We start from the raw sequence: 22,688 nt of genomic DNA, 5'->3' as shown, positions 1-22,688 counted from the left end.
ACGGATGACCTAATTAAAGGGATTTTTGTTTAATTAGGTATAAATATGAAAAACACTATAACTGCCATGGCTCTAAGTTTGATTACTGCGGGCGTTTGGGCAAATGAAGTGACATCGACTCACCAAAAAGATGTCGCTCCAGAAGCTTCGGTTCAAGATATTAACTATGGCGACCCGACGGCTCTATTCTCAATGGTTGGACTGTCTAGATCAAACGATCGTACTCAACTCAACAGTGTGTTTGGTTGGGGACAAGGGCATATGGTCTTCGCTGATTTAGGTATCGGTGACAAGAAAGATATTGAAGGCAAGACAGATATAGATTACCGCGTTCGCTATTTTAAGGTTAACGACGGCCTAGGTTATTCCTTGGATGTCATCGGAAATAGAAATACCACGACGACGCTAGCGGGTGCTATCTACAAGATCGAACTTACCCCTAATATCTCTGTGTTTCCAATGCTCTACGGCGGCTATATGGATAGCAAGCACGACATCGCGGTAGAAGGTAAATCGTCCTTTAAAAACTCGGCGTTAGTTCAAGGCGGTCTTTATGCGATGTATGGGTTTGATGCTGGTCACTGGCTCTATGCCAACCCTAAAGCGACATACATTACTCGCGCCAAAGAGTTTGTTCCACAAATAGAAATTGGCGGCGGCTATATGGTGACTGATTATGCGTCCATTGGTTTCAAAATTGAGCATACCGCGGACAATAAAGTGAGCAAGAAAGACACGGTCAGTTGGCTACAAGCAAGCTATTACTTTTAGTTGAGGTAAACCTGTGGAAGACACACTAGACATTGTTGCCATGTGTGTCATGGATGACCGCAGTTTTATTTTGGCGTTTCTAATCGGTGCGGCCTTTATGATGTTTTGGTTTGAACTTCGCCGCTGGAGTTCAGGCAAGAATAACGCTGAATAGTGTTCTAGCGACGATTAGAACAGGAGGTGCCTTTTAATTAAGGCACCATTTTTAATGACTGCCATGAATTAGCGAACGTTGGTATTGCTTTGGAGTTAGGCCGTAAGCTTTCTTAAACAGTCTTATGTAGTGAGAAATATTGTCATATCCGGCTTCATAGGCAGCATCAGTAACACTCAATTTGTTGAGGCATTGTTTTGAGGACTGCAGTCTAAGTTGAGTGAGGTATTGTTTAGGGCTTAGCTGTGTTGCTGCTTTAAATTTCTGTGAAAAACTCGACTGAGACAATCCCACTTCTTCTGCTACCTGAGCTAACGTCATCTTTAGTCCCATCGGTGAATTCATAATCCTAATCGCTTTACTGATTGGATGAGAGCGATGGTTCGAGATAATACTTTGGCAAGTATTATTGCGCAGCAACTCAAACACCAATTCTTGTCCGGTCAGGTCGATCAGAAAGTCCATGCAGGCTTCTTGTTCTCGAAGGATCTCTTGCATTCGAGTGTGTAGTTTGTCGATTCTTTTGTCGATGGAATTGACTGCGAAACTTTGTGATTCTAATGCTGTTGGTGAATCGACTTCTAGAGTATCAGCAACACGTTGACTGACACCTTCAATCATTTGTTCATCGAATTCATACACCAGTGCTTTGGTGTACTCAGGCATCTTCATGTAGATGTTCGAATTAGGTGGTAACAGAACAAATTGGTCACGGTTGTATTGGAAGCTCTGCGACTGATTGACACTCACCGATTTGGTGCCTTTTAAAATGGTACACAGGCGAGGAGCATCGTAAGAGCGGTACTCATCGTGAAAGTCTTTTGGAAGATCGTAGTAGAGTAAGTTTAAGCTACCGGTAGATAGTGCGTACTCACGTTCTGCCACTCGACTAAAGCTGTTTAGTTTATGCATAAATAATGCGTCTTTCTGTTTTCATCGCCTGAAAGCTAATAGTAGGGAGATGGCAAGAAGGTAACATTGATCTGAGTTAGGAAAGGCGGGAGCTTTTTAAACGCAAAAATGCAGGCAATCGGTTGGCCTGCATTTTTGTGATGTTGCACGTTAAACGTGTCAAATAATTACAGCGCTGAATCTAAGATGGCTACGATTTCTTCGTGGCTTGCTTGTTTAGGGTTGGTGAAACCACAAGCGTCTTTTAGCGCGTTCTCTGCAAGTACATCGAAGTCGTCGCGTTTTACACCAAGCTGTTCAAGACCAGCCGGAATGTTCACATCTTTAGATAGCTGACGAATAGCATCAAGACCTGCATTCGCGGCTTGCTCATCAGTCATGCCATTAGTATCAACACCCATGGCGCGCGCGACGTCAGCTAAGCGTGCAGGTACTACCTTAGCGTTATATTGCTGAACGTGTGGTAGCAAGATTGCGTTACATACACCATGAGGAAGATCGTAGAAGCCACCAAGTTGATGAGCGATAGCGTGAACATAGCCCAGTGAAGCATTGTTAAACGCCATACCTGCCATAAACTGCGCATAAGCCATGTTGTCACGTGCAGTTAGATTGTCACCGTTTTGCACCGCCTCACGAAGGTTTGCTTGCACCATTTCGATAGCTTTGATCGCAACGGCATCCGTGACTGGTGTAGCTGCGATAGACACATAAGCTTCAATCGCGTGCGTAAGTGCGTCCATCCCAGTTGCCGCTGTAAGAGACGCAGGCTTAGCCAGCATCAACTCAGGGTCGTTTACAGAGATAATTGGCGTCACATTCTTGTCTACAATCGCCATTTTGATGTGGCGAGCCTCATCTGTGATGATGCAGAAACGTGTCATTTCAGAAGCAGTGCCTGCCGTTGTATTGATTGAGATCAGCGGTAGCTGAGGCTTCGCTGATACATCAACACCTTCGTAGTCTTTGATTTCTCCGCCGTTAGTCGCAAGCAATGCGATACCTTTTGCGCAATCATGAGGGGAGCCGCCACCGAATGAAATCACACAATCACACTGATTGCCTTTTAGTAGCGCTAAGCCATCGTTCACGTTCTCGATAGTTGGGTTTGGTTTAGTCTCGTCAAACACAACCGCGGCTACGTTTGCACTATCAAGCAAAGTAGTGAGTTTACTTACTGCGCCCAGGTCGTTTAAAACCTTGTCGGTAACGATAAGAGCTTTAGTAAAGCCATGTGATTTGATAGCGTTTACCGCTTCTTCAAGACAGCCGACACCCATTAGGTTTAATGATGGAATATAGAAAGCGTTAGACATGCTCTACCTCGTTCAATGTTTAATAATATTTTTGACCGCACATCTCAAGAAACAGTGGCATTACCGCGGGGGCAGTAATGCACTCGTACTACCACTTTAGAGGTGCTTTTTATCGTTGATTGAAGAGTAACAGTAGGTTTGAATAGCAAACTAGCGCAGATTTTATAGAAATAGTCGAAATTTGATTAGTCTGAATGTTCTGAGAATATTTATATTATAAATTAGTAGGTTAGCGGATTAAAAAGAAGTGCAAAGTCGGTGACTAAGCGACTCTGCACTTCGAGGGGGAGGCGGTAAGGTGATACCGCCGATTTTTCTCTGTTGAAGGTGATTCAACAAATTGAGAAAGGGTTTACATCACGAGTCCGTTATCATTGCGCTAAAGCGACTTTCATCTGTTCGGCGACTTTGTCGACCTTTCCTAGTCCTATGATGACTTGAATACCGTTCTTACCAACTGGAACAACACCTGCGGCACCAAGTTGTTTGAGTTTTTCTTTGTCTACAATACCAGAGTCTTTTACTGATAGGCGTAGGCGAGTAATACAATTGTCTACTTCAGTAATATTGTCACTACCACCTAGGGCTTCAATATACTGGTGAGTTAAGCCTTCGATACCTTGATCACCGCCTACCGCTGTTTCTTGCTCTGGCGCCATGTCTTCACCACGACCTGGCGTTTTTAAGTTGAATTTCAAAATAGCGAAACGGAACACGCAGTAGTAAATGGCGAAGAAAACTAAGCCCTGCACAATAAGCATATACCACTGAACAGCAAGCGGGTTTTGACTAGACAGGACTAGGTCGACAAAACCGGCGGAGAAACCAAATCCTGCGATCCACTGCATACTTGCAGCAATATATAGTGAAATACCAGTCAGTACGGCGTGAAGTAAGTACAGACCTGGAGCTAGGAACATAAAGCTAAACTCTAGTGGCTCAGTAATTCCTGTAAAGAAAGAGGCCATCGCAGCAGCAAGCATGATAGAAAACACGGCTGATTTGTTCTTTTTATCTGCACAGTGGTAAATCGCCAATGCTGCACCAGGAAGACCAAACATCATGATTGGGAAGAAGCCCGCTTGATACATGCCAGTCACACCAACCGTAGCCGTTCCGTTAGCAATAGACTGAGCACCGCCTAAGAAGTTAGGAATGTCATTAATGCCAACGACATCAAACCAGAAAACAGGGTACAGGGCGTGGTGCATGCCAACGGTCAACATTAATCGGTTAAAGAAGCCAAATAGACCTGCGCCTAATGCACCCATAGATTGAAGTTTAACGCCGAACACGATAAGAGCGTCATACACCACAGGCCAGACATATAGAAGCACGAAGGCTAACAGCATACCCGCAATAGAAGTCAGAATAGGGACTAGGCGCTTTCCACTGAAGAATGCCAGCGCTTTAGGTAGCGTTACACCTGAGTAGCGATTGTAGATTTCAGCAGAGACTATACCGACAATAATACCAACAAATTGGTTGGAGATTTTGCCAAAGGCTGCCGGAACTTCGTCAGCACTAATACCTTTAAGTTGCTGCACGGTTTCTGGAGAAAGAAGAGTTGTCAGTACTAAGAAGCAGATAAAACCAGACAATGCAGCAGAGCCATTTTTGTCCTTGCTTAAACCAAATGCAACACCAACGGCAAACAACACTGCCATGTTATCGATGATTGCACCGCCGGACTTAATTAAAAACGCAGCAAGGGTACTGTCTGCTCCCCAACCTGTTGGATCCAACCAATATCCAACCCCCATTAAAATCGCAGCGGCAGGCAGGGTGGCCACTGGAACCATTAATGCCTTACCTACTTTTTGCATATAGCCGAGTATGTTCATTCAAACCTCTTTGTGTTTATTATTCACGGAACTTGCGCCCTGTACTTGCTTGCAACGACAGGGTGTTTATTCGTTTTCTAGTTGCTATTTGAAACTTATTTATCGATGCGAACAAACTAATTTTCGGGTACTATGGATTAAAATTTTTAATAAGTGGAGGCCGTGTTATGGCGAATGAACAAACCTTATTGAGGAATCTGCATACCTTCCATGTCGCAGCAAAAGTACTGAGTTTTACCCTTGCAGCGAAGGAATTGCACTTGACTCAAGGTGCTGTGAGCCATCGAATTAAGGTGCTTGAGAAGTCGCTTGGTTTTAATCTATTCACCCGAGGAACAAGGAAACTTGGGCTTACAGAGGAGGGCGAACGGTTTCATCAAACGCTTTCAAAATCGTTGTACTCCATTTTTGGTGAGATCGAAGAAATTAAATCGACGGATATGAGTGGGGAGATCACGATAGCCAGTTCGCCAAATTTTGCCTCGTCTTGGTTAGTACCAAGACTCAAAGATTTTAATCAGCGCTACCCCAACTTTAATGTAAATATTCTTGTCCACGAAGAGCAACAGAACTTCGAGAACGACCAAGTTGATATCGCGTTTTACTATGGCGATGACAAACCAAAGGACTGCTTCGTTAAACCTCTCTTTGGTGAGCGCTATATTCCTATTTGTTCGCCTGAATACGCTCAACGATTTAAGCTCTTTGAACGTGGCCTAGATGGACTGAAAGAGGTCAATCTTATACATGCATTAGGGTCAAATGTCTGGGAGCGCTGGATTAAATATCACGACTATGATCTCAATATCTTTAGACACTTTTATTGTGTTGGGCATCGAGGGTTAGACCTGACCGGAGCCCTGAACTCACTTGGCTTAGCGATGGGGAGGTATTATTTTGTTAAAGACTATATTGAGAGAGGCGAGTTGGTTTGCCCTTACCCTTCAATGAGCACTAGCCAAACTTATGATTTGGTATGTCTAAATGGTCATGAAGAAAGACCAAAAATCCGGACATTTATTCATTGGATCGATAGCCAACTATAGTGTTGGCTATCGGAACGAAAATTTAGAATGGATGATCAACCATAATCCAGAAGTTAGTGCTTTCTGGAGACTTAGCTAAATCGGCACGAACGACCAATCCGGCCATCAATGCACGAACTGATGCGCCGCCATCGTACTTGAGATCGGTAAGAAGTTCGTTCGCCGTGTAGGCAGAACCTACGCGACCTACCTCAACAAAGCCTACAAGTTGGATCCAGTCTACTCTCAAGAAATTCAACCAAGAGATATCTTTAATAGGGTTATAGGCCAACGTATAACGATATTCTGCAGAGCCATAAATCACGGCTTTGTCGTGGAATCTGTTATTGTCGTAACCACGCATACGAGTAAAGCCACCTAAAGTTGCCCCCTCATTATAAGGTGCATTTCCGTTTACAGACTGAGTGCCATTAGGGTTATCCGTCACTTCCCAAGTAGGTGAATAACCGGTCCAGAAGTTCATCGCGATAATTCGTTGTGATGCCCAATCCGACTTGCCGAGCGAAAAGTATTTGCTCATATCAAGTTCGTTGAACGACCACTGCTTTTTAGACTCAAACCAGCCCCAATCGTGAGAAGTTGCGATGTATTGTCGGCTACCGTAGGAAGGGTTGGGGGCAAAGTCGGTATTATCGTAGAGTATGCCAAACTCCATCGCATGAATCGCGCCGTCGACGTCCCCTTGTTGAAACTCAAAAGATTGGTATCGATTAAATTGGCGAGCTACAAAGATAGTTGAGCCGCTGGTCAACGGATTCCACTCTTTACCTCCGGAAGGCTCTGAGACTAACAAACCGTTGCGGATCTGATAGTCAACGAGTCCTTTGTCTCTGGTTACACCAATAGGAAGTACATACTCCATCTTGATATCAAACCAGTTAGATGCGCCATCCGCTTCCAAATAATCTAGATTAGATGAGCCATTGCTACCGGGACGAGGTGGGGTGTAATAGGCATTACCTGAAGTATAAGCACGTTGTTTTGGGTAATACCCAAACATGCCGTATGCACTCAAGAACACGCGTTCGGTTCCTGGAATCATGTAGTTCCAAACACCTCCAGCTAGTGCATAACTGGTTTCACCTCCAAAGACAGTGCCACCTATGGTCATCTGGTCTTGGTAGATACCTTTTATCATGCCGCCAACACCGACATTAAGCCCCATGGTTTCTGTACTAAACAGGTAAGGTAGTACCATGGATTCTCTAATTCTGTCTGGCGTTTCCTGTCGGTCAATACGCGACTTGACGTTAGTTGGTGTCGCTCCTTGCGCCACCACTGCAGTGAGTGAGCACGATATAGCAGCGATGACACTTATAATACGGCGATATGTCATACGAGTTAGACTTCCTTGTGAGATTTTTCATTCTTATTATGGTGTAACGATAAATAGCCTAACGTTATTTTAGGAGATAGAAAACACTAAGTGGTTATTTTGGCGGCTTTTTAACAATGGTTTTGTAAATTTGGTGGTTATTGGTGCAAATATAGAAAACCCAAGCCATGGCTTGGGTCATAGAGTATAAAGTCACGAGTGAAGATTACGACATATGCGCCTTTAAATATTCCAAAGCCCCAATGACAGACGCCACTTGAGCATCGTTACACTCTTGTGAGGTGACTTTTGGACTGTCTGGATAAACTTCAGTTGTGGTTGAGTACTCACAATCCGTCATGCCGGTGCAAAGGCTGAGCTTTTTCAGTGGGTAATTGATGACGCCATTCTGAACGACTTTAGAACCGATAATATTGCCATTTTGGTCTGGCGGGGCAATATGAGTCACTTTTTCTACATGTTGGATAATCGTCGCTTGAAATTCATCTGCGGGATTCTCGGTATTGCCGACAAGATAGAAACCGTCAGGAACATTGTCCTCGATGTAGTCGAGACCATCGCGTGCCGCTAGTGCAGGTCGAAACTCGCTTTCATCTGTATCCGTTGTTTCATGTAAATCGATATGTGCCCAAACAGTGGTATCTAACGATGCAACCATCGCCATGAGGTTCGCAGACTCTTCTGCTGGTGAATCTGTATAGAAAGAGCGATTAGGGTCGACAGCATTCGGGTTCCAACGATTGATCGTTTCATAACCCCAAGGACTGACACATGGTGCGATAACAATGTTGAACAGAGACTCGTAGTGAGAGGCGTTTTCTCTGGCGAACTGAAGCGCACCGTGGACGCCAGAAGTCTCATAACCATGAACACCACCAGTAACAAGAACCGTTGGCTTCTGTGAATCCCAAGATTTGGTTTTTAATACGAAGAGTGGGAATCGATCAACATCATATGAAAGCGCACCATATTGCTCAATATTGAAGGTATCTTTTAACGCTGCGATCTTTGGGAGTACATCTTCGCTGTACAGACGCTTAACAGTAGTCGATTCGCGCCATTGGATAACGTTTTCCTCAGTCCATTTCTGTCCTGGGGTACCGATAGGGTAGTGAAACTGATTTTTCATGGTTTCCATTCTCGATATTGTTTGTGCTGCAAGGATAGCTTTGCAAGGTTTAACGTGCAACGAGCATGGTGTGAAGATTGTGACAAATCATTTTCGGACCACTGAACTAGCGGTCCAAACGGTTCGTTTGATCGCGTTTAATCGCGGTTTGCTTGTTCAATCGCTGACATGAGTTTGTCAGAAATCAGGGCTTTTTGATTGGTGGTGAAATCAAACATGACGATCGTGGCTGTCCCCGTCGTGGTGACTTTGCCAAGCTTCTTGCTGACCACTTGATATTCCATCTTAAAGCGGTCTTCTTGTACCTCAGTAATTCGAGAGCCGACAAGTAATGTATCGGGGTAGGTGACAGGCAGTTTATAGCGGCAATAGGTTTCCCCAAGTACTGGGCCTATATTCGTGACTGCCATGTCTTCCATTAGATTAATGTGACTGAAGTAGTCGAGTCGCGCGGTTTCAAAGTATCGAAAATACACTGCGTTATTGACGTGATTAAGTGCATCCATTTCGCCCCAAGCGACAGGGATCTCTGTAACGACAGAGTAGTCCTTAAGTAACGATTCCATATTGTTATCCCTTATTAAGTTTGTGCATTTACTCTATTTTGGAATTAACAATAATGCAACGTCAACGGTGCGAAGTTGAGTACCCCGTTTGGGGGTTTATTCAATAGGTAGGGTTGAGAGGCATTTTCGGCACAAACACAGATCGGATTTTTCGATAGAAGACGTATCGCGCTTGTCCAGTTCAAAACACCAACAGGTATCGTGGCCCGCAGAGATGTCACAATAGGCGGCTTCTCCACATTTGGGGCAAACGTGTGTGGTTGCAGAACCTGCTAACTGCTCCATTTTGTCATCGCGTTCTTCTTCTTCCATTAAACGCCATGCAGACAACTCGTCCATGGTACGAAAGCAACCAGAACAAATGCCACCTTCGTTTTTACAGGCGGCTTTACAGGGAGTGGCGATAGCAATAGTTTTAGTCATAGATTTAAATCAATAGGTTGCACAGTTTGTTCTAGAGCGTTAGAATTAAATGGTAATAATTATCATTTGCAAAAATAAATGACGACACTCTTTTTAATTATTGGCGTGATGTTTATTCTCGCCTTAGCTCGCAAGCTTGCATTCTCCAACATAGCGCTCGCTTTGTTAAGTGGATATTTAGTGTTGTGGCTCTATTTGGATAACTCCACCCTAACGGCAATCTGTTTGCTGCTGTTTGCACTGTCACCAATTTTGGTGCGAGTAAAAAGCCGCAATATTAGTTTTATCTTGTTCATTCAAGCTTTAATTTTGCCAGTTGCGATTCATTTTGGGATGACGTCGCTGCCGATTCAGTAACGTTCCCTAATCAATAAAAAAGGCTCCCATTGAGAATGGGAGCCTTGACGATAAGTACATCAGTAAAAATTACTTCACTTGCCAGTTGACCGTTTCTCCGCCACGGATAGGTACAACAATGTCATTACCGAATGGCATGGTTTCTGGCACGTTCCATTCAGATTTCTCTAGCGTGATAGTATCTGTGTTACGTGGTAGTCCATAGAAGTCTGGGCCGTTGTGGCTTGCGAATGCCTCTAAATTCTCTAGCTTGCCTTCTTGCTCGAATACTTCTGCGTATAACTCTACTGCTGCGTGAGCAGTGTATGAGCCAGCACAGCCACAAGCGGCTTCTTTTTTGCCTTTAGCGTGTGGTGCAGAGTCAGTACCTAAGAAGAACTTCTTACTTCCGCTAGTTGCCGCTTCTACTAATGCTTGTTGATGCGTACCGCGTTTTAGAATTGGTAGGCAGTAGAAGTGTGGCTTGATACCACCAACGAGCATATGGTTGCGGTTATACATCAAGTGGTGTGCGGTAATTGTTGCTGCTACGTTGTCGTTGGCATTTTTAACAAACTGAGCTGCATCGGCTGTCGTAATATGTTCAAGAACAATCTTAAGGTTAGGGAAGTCGTTAACGATTGGAGCCAGTACCGTATCGAGGAACTCTTTTTCACGGTCGAAGATGTCAACGTCGTGAGTAGTCACTTCACCGTGAACCAAAAGTAGCATTCCAACTTCTTCCATTGTCTCTAAAACAGAGTAGATGTTCTTTGCTGAAGTTACGCCAGAATCTGAGTTCGTTGTTGCACCAGCTGGGTACAGTTTTGCTGCTACCACACCAGCCGCTTTGGCTTTACGAATTTCTTCTTGAGAGGTGTTGTCGGTTAGGTACAGCGCCATTAGAGGCTCAAACTGCTCAGATGGTTTTTCGGCCATGATGCGCGCTTTATACGCAAGTGCCATTTCAGTGTCAGTGACAGGTGGGATAGTGTTAGGCATGATCAATGCGCGGCCGTTGTAGCGACTGATGTCACGAACGGTATCTTTTAGTACTTCGCCATCGCGAAGGTGAACGTGCCAGTCGTCAGGACGAGTAATAGTCAATGTAGTCATTTGGGCTCCCACCAAGTTAGATTCTTCTTGAAACGGAGCCTAAACGGCCGCGAAAAATGTGAATGCAATCGCTTACGTTTAGGCGACAGGATGATAGAGGAAAACGACTTAGATTTCACTATGTTTCTGGGACAATGTGCAAAAAGGCGTTAACATTGTGCTCTGCAAATGGACATAACAACAAAAAGGGCTCAGTCGTGGCAAAATCTACTCTGCTTTCCCAAATCAATATCTATCCAGTTAAGTCAGTTGGAGGTATTTCTCTTTCCTCTTCATGGGTTGAAAAACAAGGGCTTTGTTTTGACCGTCGTTTTATGGTGGCATTGGCCGATGGTTCAATGGTGACCGCACGCAAATACCCTAACATGGTAAAAGTGTCATCCAGCCTTCTACCGACAGGTATTATCTTCACTTACCCTGGACTGCCTCCTTTAAAGTTGCAATACAGTACATTTAAAATGCAGGATACGGCCGCTACAGTATGGGCGGACAGCTTCTCTGCTTACACGACAACAGATGAAGCGGATGATTGGTTCAGTGAAGTATTGAATCAAAGGGTTGAGCTACTTTTCACTGGCGAGCAATCAAACCGGGTAAGAGAAAAACTGGGTCATAATGTGAGCTTTGCAGACGGCTATCCTTTACTTATCATTAGCTCCGGTTCACTAGCGGAATTGAATAAGCGAAGCAGTGAAGTACATAGTATGGAGCAATTCAGAACCAACTTAGTGGTTGACTCGGACGAGTCATTTATCGAGGACTCATGGAAGAGAATTAAGATCGGTGATGTAGAGTTTGAAGCTGTAAAACCATGTGAGCGTTGCATTCTGACAACAGTTGATGTCGAAAAAGCGGAATTCAGAGCCAGCAAAGAACCGCTAACGACCTTCTCACGCTTCCGTGCCAATGAACGCGGTGGCGTGTTCTTTGGTCAAAACCTTGTGGCAAAGAATGAGGGTATGATTCGCACTGGTGATGCTATCGAAGTACTGGAATACAAAGACAAAGAGTACTACGAGGATCTGGATGCGAATAAACAAGAATTTGTTTGTGTCGAGCGAGAGCATGTCGCGAGGAATTTTGAAACTTTTTGGTTAGAACCTCAGAAAGGTGCAATGCCAAGCTACAAAGCAGGCCAGCATTTACCGATAGAACTCAATATGGATGGTAAAGCGGTCAAGCGCTTGTATACCTTATCATCAAGTCCAAGTCGTCCTGGACGCTTAGCGATATCGGTGAAACGAGTTGATGGTGGAGAAGTATCGAATTGGCTGTTTGATCATTTTCAAGTGGGTGACACCTTGATTGCCGATAAGCCTAACGGTTCATTCCATATTGCCAACTCTGAACATGAGCCGCTGTTATTATTATCTGCAGGAAGTGGCGTAACTCCGATGATGTCGATGCTGCGCGACCTTACCGACCAAAACGATATACGAGATGTGGTGTTCTACCATCAATGTTCGACTTACGCTGATATCCCATTTGCGAATGAGTTGAAAAACCTAGAGAAGCAAAATAAAAATCTCACGGTGATATTGGCACTGACGCAACCATCAGAGGATTGGCAGGGATTAAAAGGACGTTTTAGTTTGTCCCATCTAAAACAAATTGCCGACCTTACTGAGAGACAAGTCTTCGTTTGTGGACCTGACGGCTTTATGCAAAAAGCAAAGAACTTGATGTTGAAGAAAGGACTACCTGAAGATCACTACCACCAAGAGGCTTTTGGGGTCGCTACTGCAACGGAACAAGTGGTTAAAACCGTACAAATTAGTTTAGATGGTACGGTGTTTGAGGGGGACAATCAGCAAACGATTCTAGAGCAAGCAGAAAAAGCCGGTCTTGCAGTTGCTCACAGTTGCCGTGCGGGGTTTTGTGGCGCGTGTAAGGTTACGGTAGAGTCGGGCCTAGTTCATCAGCCTGACGTACCGGCGATTCAAGACAGTGAAATTGCAGAAGGAAAGGTTTTAGCTTGTTGTGCGGTACCACAGACAGATGTGGATATTGTCAGTTAAATAGAGAATTGCGAGGCTGTTTGGTGCCAGTGTCCAACTGGCACCGACTTTCTATTTATTGCCTACTTTGAAGCACTCACTATACGTTGATGCAACGAATCTTTTAGTACCGCTCTATTGTGTTTCAGTTGATGCATTTCGGTATCTTCGATGGGAGAACCGTTCAGTTCTAACACACGAATTTCTTTATCCAGCGCGTTGTAGTTTTTCGTGTCAGCTGCAAAGCCTTCATCGCTTGCCGCAAGGGCATGAATAACGTCTTGATGCTCTGGAAATTCCTTCAGAAGAGAGTGATCTTCGCCTAACATAGCAACCCCTTTTATTGGTGAACAATAGTTTTCGCTTGGGCATTCGCACAAGTGACTCTGGGCGCCAACGGCACTTGTGATCACTAGTGCTGTTATAACAATGGCACATCTTTAAGCTGATTAAAAGTTGAGCGATGGCAAGATCTGATTTCAGAGAGGTAAATCACAGGGTTAAAAAAAGCCAGCAAATAATTGCTGGCTCTATGAAGGAAATCAACTTAGTCGTAGATCGTTGGGATTGGCTCGCGTTTATGTTGTGTTGCTTTATAAATGGCAACGAGGCGATCACTGACTTCTTGAGATACAGGCTTACCTTCGAGGAAATCGTCAATCTGATCATAAGTCAGGTTGAGCGCATCTTCGTCCGCTTTTTGTGGTGCGAGTTCTTCCAGATCTGCAGTCGGTATTTTCTTAACGAGTTGCTCTGGCGCGCCAAGGGTATCTGCTACTTCACGAACTTGGCGTTTGCTCAGGCCAAATAATGGGGCAAGGTCACAAGCACCGTCACCAAATTTGGTGTAGAAACCAGTAATGTTTTCTGCCGAGTGGTCCGTACCTAGCACCAACCCTCCCACGTATCCCGCGATTTCATACTGAGCAACCATGCGAGCACGAGCTTTTACGTTACCTTTTACAAAGTCGACCTTTGCGCTGTCTTCTGGTAGTAGACCTGTGCCTTCTAGAGCTATATGTGAAGCGGCGTGCAAACCGTCAACGCCCGCTTTGATGTTCACAGAAACAGAATGAGTTGGTTCAATGAAAGACAAGGCTAGTTGTGCTTCGTCTTCATCTTTTTGTTCACCATAAGGTAGGCGAACAGCGATAAAACGATAGTCGCTAGAATTACTTTCTTCATTCAGTTCATTCACTGCAAGTTGAGCAAGGCGACCACAAGTTGTTGAGTCAACACCACCACTGATACCCAGGACGATAGATTTGCAGCCAGATTGCTGAAGTTTTGACTTGATAAAAGCAACGCGGCGTTCAATCTCAAAGCGTGGGTCAATAGACGGAAGCACGCGCATCTCGTCTCGAATTAGTTGTTCCATGTGGGATCCCTTTTCCTGCAAGCAAAAAATATTTTCTCGTATGATACCTACGAAAATCGCTGAAAAAAAGTTACAGTTAGGGTCAATCTATGCAGAGAGACGATTTATTGAGATACATATGACAAAAATAGCGATATTTGGTAGCGCTTTTAATCCTCCTAGCTTTGGGCATAAGAGTGTTATTCAATCTCTGAATCATTTTGACAAAGTACTATTAGTTCCTAGTATCTCTCATGCATGGGGAAAAAGTATGCTCGATTACAGCATACGTTGCCAGTTAGTGGACATGTTTATCTCTGACATTGGACAAGCCAATGTTGAACGTTCCAACATTGAAGAGTCTCTTTACGAACCAGGAACCTCTGTGACAACTTTTGCTGTATTGGAGGCGTTAGAAAAAAGATACCCAGAAGCTGAACTAACTTTTGTTGTTGGTCCCGACAATTTCTTCAGCTTTAGCAAGTTTTATAAAGCGCAAGATATTGTTGAGCGGTGGTCCATTCTCGCTTGCCCTGAAAAAGTGAAGATCCGCTCGACGACGATACGATATAGTTTGTCACAAGGTTTGAATGTAGATCACTTAACGACGCTTAGCGTCGCTCAACATTTGGTCGCACATAAGCTATATTGATAAAGATTATAACAAGGACGAAAAATAAAAATGAAAGCAAGGTGGAGTTGTATTGCTTTAGTAGTAGTGGTGAATAGTCCTCTCGCATTCGCATTTTGTGAGAGCAATACGAACAAATCTGTTGTTTTAAAAGCGACGGAGGAAGAGTCGTTTTGCTCGCTTATTTCTAAACCCTTCAACTATATTGGCAACCAAGTTATTACGCTTGGTGGTTTAATAGAAGACGAACCTCCTATCAACTCTCTACAAGATTCTTATTGGGATCAATGGCTTCTTACGCAAGAATCCGAACCTGTGCTAACAGGTAACATAGAAAATAGTTTTGTTGGTATTGGTTTATGGGTACCTGAGGAAATCGCTCGTCATAAAGACGAAATGTCGATGCAAGAATGGCTGATGGCACAAGGGCTTCATTTCGGCGTTGGCTTTGGTGAAAAAGGTAAAGAACCACGTTTACGCTTGGACTACCGTTGGCATCAAGACTATCAAGGCGATATGATGATGCAGGTGGAAGTTCCGTTTTAACCAGTTTTAGAGAAGTAACGCTGTTCTGTGCTCTGTTTATCAGCTCCCACGCTTAGTCATGGAATATAAGTTGCTCGGTAATCCTAACTAAGGGTCTCCCCTCCGATTTAATGAAACCAAACTCTCGTCAGGCTTGGCATAACTCAAGCGATCAAGTCGTTGTGTGACATGGTAACTATCCAAACCAGAAATGGTTACTAAGTCGATACGTTCTAAATCAAGGTAACCGTCAGGCATAATGGCTTGTTCTGACATATGTATAGAAACCACTTCGCCTATGAGCATTTCTGTATTGTTACTTTTAATATGGATATGTTCTTTCAGAACCAAACCCATTTTCAAATTGCTCTCAAGTACAAATGGAGCAGGAAAAGAAGGCTCGTAATAGGGAGTAAGGCCGACAGCAACAAACTCGGATATGTGCTTTGGATATCTTGCGGATGTTTGGTGTGCTTGCTGGAAGAAGCTGGCAGCAACGGCATTGATCGTGAAATGTTTAGTCTCGAGTATATTTTCCAAGGTATGCCTGCGACTATTTCTTGGACGAACAACAAAGCCAAAGAGTGGTGGTTGGGAGCCAAGGTGAATGACAGAGCATACGATAGCGAGATTTTCATTGCCTTGTTGGTCGCAAGTGCCGATCAAATTTGCGCTTTTGTATCCAGCTAACGAGTTGATAAGACGAGTTCGATACCTAGATTCCATGTTATCGATATCTTTCTTTGAAAAGGTGATATTTTTCATAATGCATTGGAGGCTTTCTGCCATTCCCTTCGATATTTTTACGTGCTAAAAGAGGCAGAATTTCAACGATAACTGTATCAATAAATGTCTCTTTCAAAGGTGATAAAACAGCTATCTTACGCGTCAAGTCGGTTGGTCGATCAACCGCGTTTCTTGTGACTTGATAACCGAACGTGACGTGACAGAATACGTTGTCCTTCTTCTTTGACATCAAGTCTTTTTCGCCATGTCCAGAGTCTCTCCCTTGCTGTCTTTGCATTGGATTCCAAATCGATGATGGGGTTGAGGTAGGGGGTGGAAGAGTCGAGATCGTACATAATGGCTTCCATCGCTGTCATCTTCCAAGGCTCAAACAAAAGTGGCACAGGCACTTTAGACAACTCAGGCAGCCACTTGAGAATAAACTTACCCTCAGAGTCGTGCTCTTGAGCTTGTTTCGTGGGGTTGTAGATACGGATCGTATTTACCCCTGTGATGCCGGCCTGCATTTGAAACTGTGGGTAGTGAATACCGGGCTCAAAGTCTAGAAAAAGCTGCGCTAAGTGTGTGACGCCTGCACGCCAGTCTATATTTAGATGATGGGTTAGAAAGCTGACTAGCATGGCGCGCATTCGAAAGTTGAGATACCCTGTCCGGTGCAAGCAGCGCATACTAGCATCGACTAACGGTATGCCTGTTTTACCTTGTTTCCAGGCCTCTAACAGTATTAGATCTCTACTACTGTTGTGTTCCAGCAGTGGCTCATAGGCTTTGTTTAGGCAACGAAACTCCATCTTACACTCCGATTCGAATTTCTGCATAAAATGACAGTGCCAATGTAAACGAGAAGACAGAGCGACTAGACTGCGACGAAAACCAGTAACTTGCCAATGCTGTAATAGGCTTTGGTAAACTTGTCGAAGCGAGATGTTACCCCACGCAAGATAGGGAGAGAGGCGTGAGCACGCCACCCGAGACGCTGTAGGGCTAGATAAGGAACGATAGTATTCACGACCGCGTTGCTGGAAGAAATCATGTAGCGTCTCCCAAGCTAGCGAACTACCGCCAGTCTGCATACCCTTAAGTTTTGATTGCCAGTTTAGTGGTGGAGAAAAAGCATGATCAAGACTAACCGTGTCGAGAGTGGTAAGTGCCTTGTTATGGAGTTGGATATCTAAAATAGGCTCTCTCATTACTTTGTTCCAACGTTTATCCCAGTGAGTTCTGTTGGCAGCTCCTCGTATTACTGCACCGAGTTGGTATTCGTGCCACGGTATGTTGTGTTTTTGAAACCAAGTGGCTATGTTTTTATCTCGTTCAAAAGTACAGTTCAGGCCAAGCTCCTGATGAGAAAATACTGCATTAATATAGAAACGGTTGCTTATAGAGCGAAAGCACTCTAAGGCGTCACCGTGCATGATAGTGACATTGTGAGAGAGAGGGGCAAGCGTAGCGTTCATATCGGTTAGGGACTGCCAAACGAAACGCCAGTGTCGTTCAGAATAATGAGGGTTATCAAGCAGCATGGGTTCAAAAACATATAGAAGTACGGTTGGGAACTTAGACAACAAGGCTTGCTGCAAGGGCTGGTGATCGGTTAAGCGTAAATCACGCTTAAGCCATACAATATTAATGGTCTGCATCATTAACCTCTTTGGTTTCCTGAATCATGTCTACGTAAAGCGAGTACATATTTCTCAGAAGACCAATGGATTAATTCTAATAACGCTATTGAGGCGTCCTACATCAGCTTTACTACTATGTTTGAAGTAAGATCTTTATGAAGCCTAGTGCCAATCACTTAGGATTGTTATATTACTTCCTTAATAGTCAATAGTATTGAATAGTTGTCTGTTATTGAGATGTATCGTCTCTGATGATAGCCGTTCAACCAGAGACGCCAAGAAAAGTAGTAGGAAAAGTTAGAAATAGGTAGGGTGTGCTCTGCGGTCAATTAACGGAGGTCAGTGTTGCCCAATAAGCTTTGAGACAGTAATTGAAGTTGCTCTCTATTTCCTGCGAAAAGATTGTCACAGATAGCCTCTAATTTGATCCCTGATAGTCTTTGCTTTCGAGCTTCTCTTACAAGCAATGCGAGTGCGAGTTCGCCAGAAATTGTCTCACTGTTCGGTTTCCATTGACTTACTGCTAAGCATTCTTGAGTTTGTGATAGTTTTGGAGAAAGCTTCGTCACATCATGACGAATGACTTGAAGCAAGTCCTTGGTGATATCAACACAACTTTCAATAAGAAGCCTATCCAAGAGCGCGGAAGTAAGCGTGCTTACGTTGACCTGACCAGCTTGCTTGGGAAAAGAATCCGTTAGTCTGACAGAGAATTTCACTACACTCACGTGACTTGTTGGCAAGATGGTTAAACTCATCAAACAATCCAGTGGTAGCCAGAATGTATCACCGGCATTAAAGACATATTCATTTTTTCCAAGCTTCAACAACACCTTCCCACTCTCAACTCTGAACAGCTGATTATGTAGTGTCTTTTTACGAGGTGTAATAGTCAGCAAGTCGTAGCTGATGGATTGAAAGTCTATGGCGTGGTTCATGATGGTCTTTGGTAGTTAAACTGCGCGTAGATTACCGTGAGTGAATCCCAAATCCAACCTAAGATCGCACTTTTATGTGCGCTGTGCTGAACAATCATGCAAAAGTGTGGTCTGACCTTAACAAAAATAGACTTAAGTTAGCTGCGGTCTTTAGACACTAAGCGTAGAATAGTGCAGCTTTTAATTTGATGTAACAAACATGACAACACAAAACGACCCATATATTGATATTCGTCCGTACAACGACGAAGAGATTCCTGCAGCGATTGACCGTTTGATTAATGATGCAGAGTTTATAGATGCAATTTTGCAACATCGCTTTTCAAATCATGCCCCTTGGTTCAAAGCTCTAATGAGCCCAATGGTAAAAGTGTACTTGAAGTTTAAGTGGGCGAAACTGGATAGCGTTGAAGCTATTCAATTAGAGGTAAAAAAATACCTAGAGCAAACCTTGGATACGACAACGAAAGGTGTGGTGTACAAAGGTCTCGACAAATTAGACAAAAATACGTCGTACCTATTTGTCTCCAATCACAGAGACATTGCGATGGATCCGGCTCTAGTCAATTATGGTCTGCATGAAGGCAACCATAGAACAGTTCGTATCGCGATTGGTGACAACTTGTTGAAGAAGCCTTGCGCTACAGAACTAATGCGTCTAAACAAGAGCTTCATTGTAAAGCGCTCCTTGAAAGGCCCTCGTGAAATGATGAAGGCGTTGGGCACTTTGTCTTCATACATTAAGCACTCACTGGACACTGGCAATTCCATTTGGATCGCCCAAAAAGAAGGTCGAGCAAAAGACGGTAACGATTTTACTGATCCAGCTATTCTTAAAATGTTCCACGTAGAAGGGCGTAAGCAAAAGATACCTTTTGCTGAGTACATCCGTTCTTTAAAGATTGTTCCTGTTTCGATTTCGTACGAAAACGATCCATGTGACATCGCGAAAGCTAACGAGCTTTACGAGAAAGCGACGCATGGTAACTACGAGAAAGGAGAATTTGAAGATATCGAGAGTATCGTCCAAGGTATTGTAGGCCGTAAAGACAGCGTTCACGTTGTATTTGGTGACGTAATCGATCAAGATTTTGATACGCCAGAAGCGCTTGCGGAAGAGATTGATCGTCAGATTCACGAAAACTACACACTGTTTCCAATTAATAAGTTGGCGGCAGGTTTGGAAGATGAGTTTATCACTGGAACGACTCGCGCGACGCTTCAAGATAAATTGGATGCTTTACCAGAAGGTGCTCACCCGTTCTTAATTGATAGTTATGCGAACCCGGTAAAAAATATCATTAAAGAGCGCGAGAAACTCTCCGCTTAATTTTTGCTGTAGGGCACGAGTTCAAAGTTAAAAAAACCAGTCGTATTGACTGGTTTTTTATTTTCCGAAAAGCCAAGCGGCTAATTGACGCTTAGTGTCTTGAATAGATCGATAAAATTGGAAATTTGTTCCAACCAAAGTTAATGGTGAGAGAAGTGGTTTTGTTCGGACCAACTGATTCATGGAAGTCTTCAGCAAATATACGTTCGCCATTAGCCAAGATAGCAACTAACTGCGTTTGATTGATAGTACGTTTGGCTGAAGAAGTATTGGTTACGGTGACAACCGCCCACCGTTCTCCTGACTCGCTACTCATGAGAACATAGTTATTGATAGAGAAATCACTGCGATTGGGTTGGATGTTATCGCTATTTGGAAACGCCAATTCGGAATAGTGTATCGCTGGCTGGTCGATACTTAGTGTCTCATATTCCATCGACATAACTGGTAAGGTTACAGCAAGGCTCCATATTAGGAGTAGGGCTCGAAACATACTACAAATCTCCTTTCCCGTTAGGTGCTATTTTCTTATAAATCAATTGTTAGGAGTACAGGCTGCTCGCGCCCTCTGGACGTGTCTTAAACCGTTTATGTAGCCACATCCAACCGGGAATATCGCGCTCAATCATTCCTTCTAGTTCCTTGTTTAGTACCTTGGCTGCAGTTTCAGGGTCACGCCTTGGAATTTGCTCGCTCAAATCCTCGCCAATATGCAACGTATAATGATTATCTTGTACGACAGTAACCCCTGAAATTACGGCACAGTTTGTGGCATCAATGAGGACGCTGGGGCCTGCTGTTACAGCAGCTTGCTGCACTGCAAAAAACGGTGCAAATACTGAGTTGTGATGACCATAATCATGGTCTGGCAAATACCAGAGTCGGCATCCCTTTTTAAGCGCTCTAAGCATGGTTCTTACATCTGTTCGGTCAATCATTTGATGGCCACTTCGGGTGCGACCTCTATGTTGGACGAACTCGTAAACCAGGTTTGAATGAGGTCGATAAACGCCAAAACCTTGAGCAAACTGACCGAATATTGAAGCGGTCATTTCTAGATTTAGGTGATGACTGCACACTACCAAGGTTCCTCGCCCCGCCGCCTCTTGTTCTAAAAGGACTTCCCTGTCGACAACGGAAGAGATTCTGCGTAGTCGCCATTCAGGCCAAAACCAAGCCATACCCGTTTCAAACAGTGCGATGCCAGTGCGTTTAAAGGTGTTTCTCAGTATTAAATCGCGTTGTTGAGCTGTGTAATGAGGAAAACAAAGTGCTAGATTTTGGGCGGCAACTTGGGACCGTTTCTTGAGTATTTTCATCGCCAATAATCCGGTTCCAGTGCCTAGTCCGCGCAAAAAGGAGTAAGGAAGGACGTTGACGATGAAAGCGAGAAATCCAAAGGCACACCAGATTCCCCAGTATTTAGGGGCTAGCATACGCACTGAAAATAACGGTCTTGGTACAATATTCATAATTAAAGTATTCGCGTTTAATTGCCAATGATCCCTATTGGTAATTCGGGCAATTTACAATGAATATAAAATCGAGCAGTTCAGTGAAGAAGTGACTCGGAGAAGCGTTGAATGCCGTCAGTATTACTAATACTTCTTGATGAGAGTTCGTTCCATTGATTGGTCGTTATTACTCTATATTTGATACTGATCCGCTATATAATTATAAAGATCTATTGATTGACTTGATGTCATGTAACGTAGTGATTTGTCAGTGGTTGTCTATAATCAAATCAAGTTTGTACATTTAGGTGACCTAATGAACTATCCCGAAGCATTACCCCATGGTGAATTGACTCAAGTATTGGAAAATATTTATTTGGTCACAGGGTCTGTTTCCATGAAAGCGCCACACCCTAAATGGGGACCGTTTAATCTTGTCTTTAGTCGAAATATGATTGTGATTAAACAAGGTGGAGACCTTATTTTAATAAACTCGGTGAGACTGAGTGACGAAGGCATCGCTGAGTTAGATGAGTTGGGCGACGTCAAACACGTCATTCGATTAGCTGCCTTTCATGGCTTTGATGACCCATTTTATAAAGAAACGTTTGGAGCAACCTTGTGGTCAGTGGATGCGCCTTATATACGAGGATTTTCAAGTGAAGAAAGTGCAGAATACTACCGTGCTGATCGAATTCTAAAGTCGGGTGATGATCTTCCTATTAATGGTGCGTCCTATCATGAGTTTTCCACCAGTACCCCCAAGGAAGGCCTGATTCTGCTGCATCGGGATAAAGGTATTTTGGTATCTGGCGACAGTATGCAGAACTGGTCCCGACCTGATGAATATTTCAATTGGTTTGCAAAGTGGGTGATGCCCCATATGGGTTTCATTTCTCCAAATAATTTTGGCCCTGGATGGCTAAAAATGGCTAAACCAACGGCCACTGAGCTAATGGAAAAGGCGATGTTGAACTATGATGCTTTACTACCAGCGCATGGCTTTCCCATTATAGAAAATGCACGTGAAGGATTTGTTTCAGCCGCTGAACGGCTACAGAATTGAATCAAAGCTATTAATATTTACTAACAATTGATTGAATCGGTGTCTTATGATGAGACGTAGCGCACAATAAAG

24 protein-coding genes are annotated in these 22,688 nt (G+C 43.8%); 9 read left to right on the top strand and 15 right to left on the bottom strand.

The features are described 5' to 3' along the window. Positions 1-45 precede the first annotated feature (45 nt). Together VME0621_RS15955 and VME0621_RS26645 are read left to right on the top strand one after the other, a co-directional pair. Positions 46-771: a hypothetical protein gene (locus tag VME0621_RS15955; RefSeq protein ID WP_065311705.1), complete on the top strand. Its 726-nt coding sequence runs from the start codon at positions 46-48 to the stop codon at positions 769-771. A gap of 13 nt (positions 772-784) precedes the next feature. Then, positions 785-925: a hypothetical protein gene (locus VME0621_RS26645; protein ID WP_006070900.1), complete on the top strand. Its 141-nt coding sequence runs from the start codon at positions 785-787 to the stop codon at positions 923-925. Between the two features lie 51 nt (positions 926-976). On the opposite strand, the gene VME0621_RS15950 is transcribed toward VME0621_RS26645, so the two are convergent. The 3 genes from VME0621_RS15950 to nagE form a co-directional block, all read right to left on the bottom strand. Further along, positions 977-1,837 (bottom strand): helix-turn-helix domain-containing protein, encoded by an 861-nt coding sequence (locus VME0621_RS15950; protein WP_062458464.1) that lies wholly within the window; start codon positions 1,835-1,837, stop codon positions 977-979. 167 nt (positions 1,838-2,004) lie between these two features. Beyond that, on the bottom strand, positions 2,005-3,153 hold the full coding sequence (gene yiaY, locus VME0621_RS15945; RefSeq protein WP_062458461.1) for an L-threonine dehydrogenase: 1,149 nt from the start codon (positions 3,151-3,153) through the stop codon (positions 2,005-2,007). A 371-nt stretch (positions 3,154-3,524) separates the two neighbouring features. Then, positions 3,525-4,997, bottom strand: a complete 1,473-nt coding sequence (gene nagE, locus VME0621_RS15940) for an N-acetylglucosamine-specific PTS transporter subunit IIBC (protein ID WP_031494588.1) — start codon at positions 4,995-4,997, stop codon at positions 3,525-3,527. Positions 4,998-5,164: 167 nt separating this feature from the next. On the opposite strand from nagE, the gene VME0621_RS15935 reads away from it, so the two are divergent. After that, positions 5,165-6,043, top strand: a complete 879-nt coding sequence (locus VME0621_RS15935) for a LysR substrate-binding domain-containing protein (RefSeq protein WP_006070908.1) — start codon at positions 5,165-5,167, stop codon at positions 6,041-6,043. Positions 6,044-6,065: 22 nt separating this feature from the next. Here VME0621_RS15935 and VME0621_RS15930 read toward each other — a convergent pair whose 3' ends face one another. The 4 genes from VME0621_RS15930 to VME0621_RS15915 all read right to left on the bottom strand — a co-directional run bounded on the left by VME0621_RS15930 (position 6,066) and on the right by VME0621_RS15915 (position 9,479). Next, a complete protein-coding gene (locus tag VME0621_RS15930; protein WP_174522827.1) occupies positions 6,066-7,379 on the bottom strand; it encodes a BamA/TamA family outer membrane protein in 1,314 nt (437 codons plus the stop codon). A gap of 205 nt (positions 7,380-7,584) precedes the next feature. Beyond that, on the bottom strand, positions 7,585-8,508 hold the full coding sequence (locus VME0621_RS15925; protein ID WP_062458458.1) for a M14 family metallopeptidase: 924 nt from the start codon (positions 8,506-8,508) through the stop codon (positions 7,585-7,587). Positions 8,509-8,645: 137 nt separating this feature from the next. Next, positions 8,646-9,074 (bottom strand): acyl-CoA thioesterase, encoded by a 429-nt coding sequence (locus tag VME0621_RS15920; RefSeq protein ID WP_038227218.1) that lies wholly within the window; start codon positions 9,072-9,074, stop codon positions 8,646-8,648. Between the two features lie 96 nt (positions 9,075-9,170). Further along, positions 9,171-9,479, bottom strand: a complete 309-nt coding sequence (locus VME0621_RS15915) for a DUF1289 domain-containing protein (protein WP_031495200.1) — start codon at positions 9,477-9,479, stop codon at positions 9,171-9,173. Positions 9,480-9,575: 96 nt separating this feature from the next. Between VME0621_RS15915 and VME0621_RS15910 the strand changes: the two genes are divergently transcribed. Next, on the top strand, positions 9,576-9,854 hold the full coding sequence (locus VME0621_RS15910) for a hypothetical protein (protein ID WP_006070915.1): 279 nt from the start codon (positions 9,576-9,578) through the stop codon (positions 9,852-9,854). A gap of 69 nt (positions 9,855-9,923) precedes the next feature. Here VME0621_RS15910 and pyrC read toward each other — a convergent pair whose 3' ends face one another. Then, entirely contained in the window at positions 9,924-10,949 is a 1,026-nt protein-coding gene (gene pyrC / locus VME0621_RS15905; RefSeq protein WP_038227217.1) for a dihydroorotase, read from the bottom strand. 134 nt (positions 10,950-11,083) lie between these two features. On the opposite strand from pyrC, the gene VME0621_RS15900 reads away from it, so the two are divergent. Continuing rightward, a complete protein-coding gene (locus VME0621_RS15900) occupies positions 11,084-12,967 on the top strand; it encodes an MOSC N-terminal beta barrel domain-containing protein (protein WP_370736776.1) in 1,884 nt (627 codons plus the stop codon). 62 nt (positions 12,968-13,029) lie between these two features. On the opposite strand, the gene VME0621_RS15895 is transcribed toward VME0621_RS15900, so the two are convergent. Further along, positions 13,030-13,275, bottom strand: a complete 246-nt coding sequence (locus VME0621_RS15895; protein WP_006070919.1) for an HP1242/YdcH family protein — start codon at positions 13,273-13,275, stop codon at positions 13,030-13,032. A 218-nt stretch (positions 13,276-13,493) separates the two neighbouring features. Next, complete coding sequence (nadE, locus tag VME0621_RS15890; RefSeq protein WP_062458455.1) at positions 13,494-14,324, bottom strand: NAD(+) synthase; 831 nt, start codon at positions 14,322-14,324, stop codon at positions 13,494-13,496. Between the two features lie 118 nt (positions 14,325-14,442). Here nadE and VME0621_RS15885 point away from each other — a divergent pair, with 118 nt between their 5' ends. Further along, positions 14,443-14,955 carry a nicotinate-nicotinamide nucleotide adenylyltransferase gene (locus tag VME0621_RS15885; protein ID WP_038222203.1) on the top strand — a complete coding sequence of 171 codons (513 nt, stop codon included), beginning with the start codon at positions 14,443-14,445 and terminating at the stop codon, positions 14,953-14,955. Positions 14,956-14,985: 30 nt separating this feature from the next. Then, positions 14,986-15,480 carry a hypothetical protein gene (locus VME0621_RS15880; RefSeq protein WP_006070923.1) on the top strand — a complete coding sequence of 165 codons (495 nt, stop codon included), beginning with the start codon at positions 14,986-14,988 and terminating at the stop codon, positions 15,478-15,480. An 87-nt stretch (positions 15,481-15,567) separates the two neighbouring features. Here the strand turns inward: VME0621_RS15880 and VME0621_RS15875 are convergent, their stop codons facing one another. The 3 genes from VME0621_RS15875 to VME0621_RS15865 all read right to left on the bottom strand — a co-directional run bounded on the left by VME0621_RS15875 (position 15,568) and on the right by VME0621_RS15865 (position 18,766). After that, the gene (locus VME0621_RS15875) at positions 15,568-16,224 is read right to left on the bottom strand and encodes a flavin reductase family protein (protein ID WP_062458452.1); all 657 of its coding nucleotides are present in this window, start codon (positions 16,222-16,224) and stop codon (positions 15,568-15,570) included. A 140-nt stretch (positions 16,225-16,364) separates the two neighbouring features. Next, positions 16,365-17,846 carry a cryptochrome/deoxyribodipyrimidine photo-lyase family protein gene (locus tag VME0621_RS15870; protein ID WP_062458449.1) on the bottom strand — a complete coding sequence of 494 codons (1,482 nt, stop codon included), beginning with the start codon at positions 17,844-17,846 and terminating at the stop codon, positions 16,365-16,367. 311 nt (positions 17,847-18,157) lie between these two features. Beyond that, entirely contained in the window at positions 18,158-18,766 is a 609-nt protein-coding gene (locus VME0621_RS15865) for a hypothetical protein (RefSeq protein ID WP_038227213.1), read from the bottom strand. 199 nt (positions 18,767-18,965) lie between these two features. Here VME0621_RS15865 and VME0621_RS15860 point away from each other — a divergent pair, with 199 nt between their 5' ends. Then, positions 18,966-20,096, top strand: a complete 1,131-nt coding sequence (locus VME0621_RS15860; protein ID WP_006070949.1) for a 1-acyl-sn-glycerol-3-phosphate acyltransferase — start codon at positions 18,966-18,968, stop codon at positions 20,094-20,096. A gap of 91 nt (positions 20,097-20,187) precedes the next feature. On the opposite strand, the gene VME0621_RS15855 is transcribed toward VME0621_RS15860, so the two are convergent. Together VME0621_RS15855 and lpxL are read right to left on the bottom strand one after the other, a co-directional pair. Then, the gene (locus VME0621_RS15855) at positions 20,188-20,589 is read right to left on the bottom strand and encodes a hypothetical protein (RefSeq protein ID WP_065311704.1); all 402 of its coding nucleotides are present in this window, start codon (positions 20,587-20,589) and stop codon (positions 20,188-20,190) included. 49 nt (positions 20,590-20,638) lie between these two features. Further along, positions 20,639-21,568: an LpxL/LpxP family Kdo(2)-lipid IV(A) lauroyl/palmitoleoyl acyltransferase gene (lpxL, locus tag VME0621_RS15850; protein WP_062458446.1), complete on the bottom strand. Its 930-nt coding sequence runs from the start codon at positions 21,566-21,568 to the stop codon at positions 20,639-20,641. Positions 21,569-21,866: 298 nt separating this feature from the next. Here lpxL and VME0621_RS15845 point away from each other — a divergent pair, with 298 nt between their 5' ends. Beyond that, entirely contained in the window at positions 21,867-22,616 is a 750-nt protein-coding gene (locus VME0621_RS15845) for an MBL fold metallo-hydrolase (RefSeq protein WP_062458443.1), read from the top strand. Positions 22,617-22,688 lie beyond the last annotated feature (72 nt).

Source organism: Vibrio mediterranei (genome assembly GCF_900088415.1).
Taxonomy (GTDB): Bacteria; Pseudomonadota; Gammaproteobacteria; order Enterobacterales; family Vibrionaceae; genus Vibrio; species Vibrio mediterranei.
Note: the sequence above shows the minus strand (reverse complement) of the source record. Positions and strands in the feature narration are given on the sequence as shown.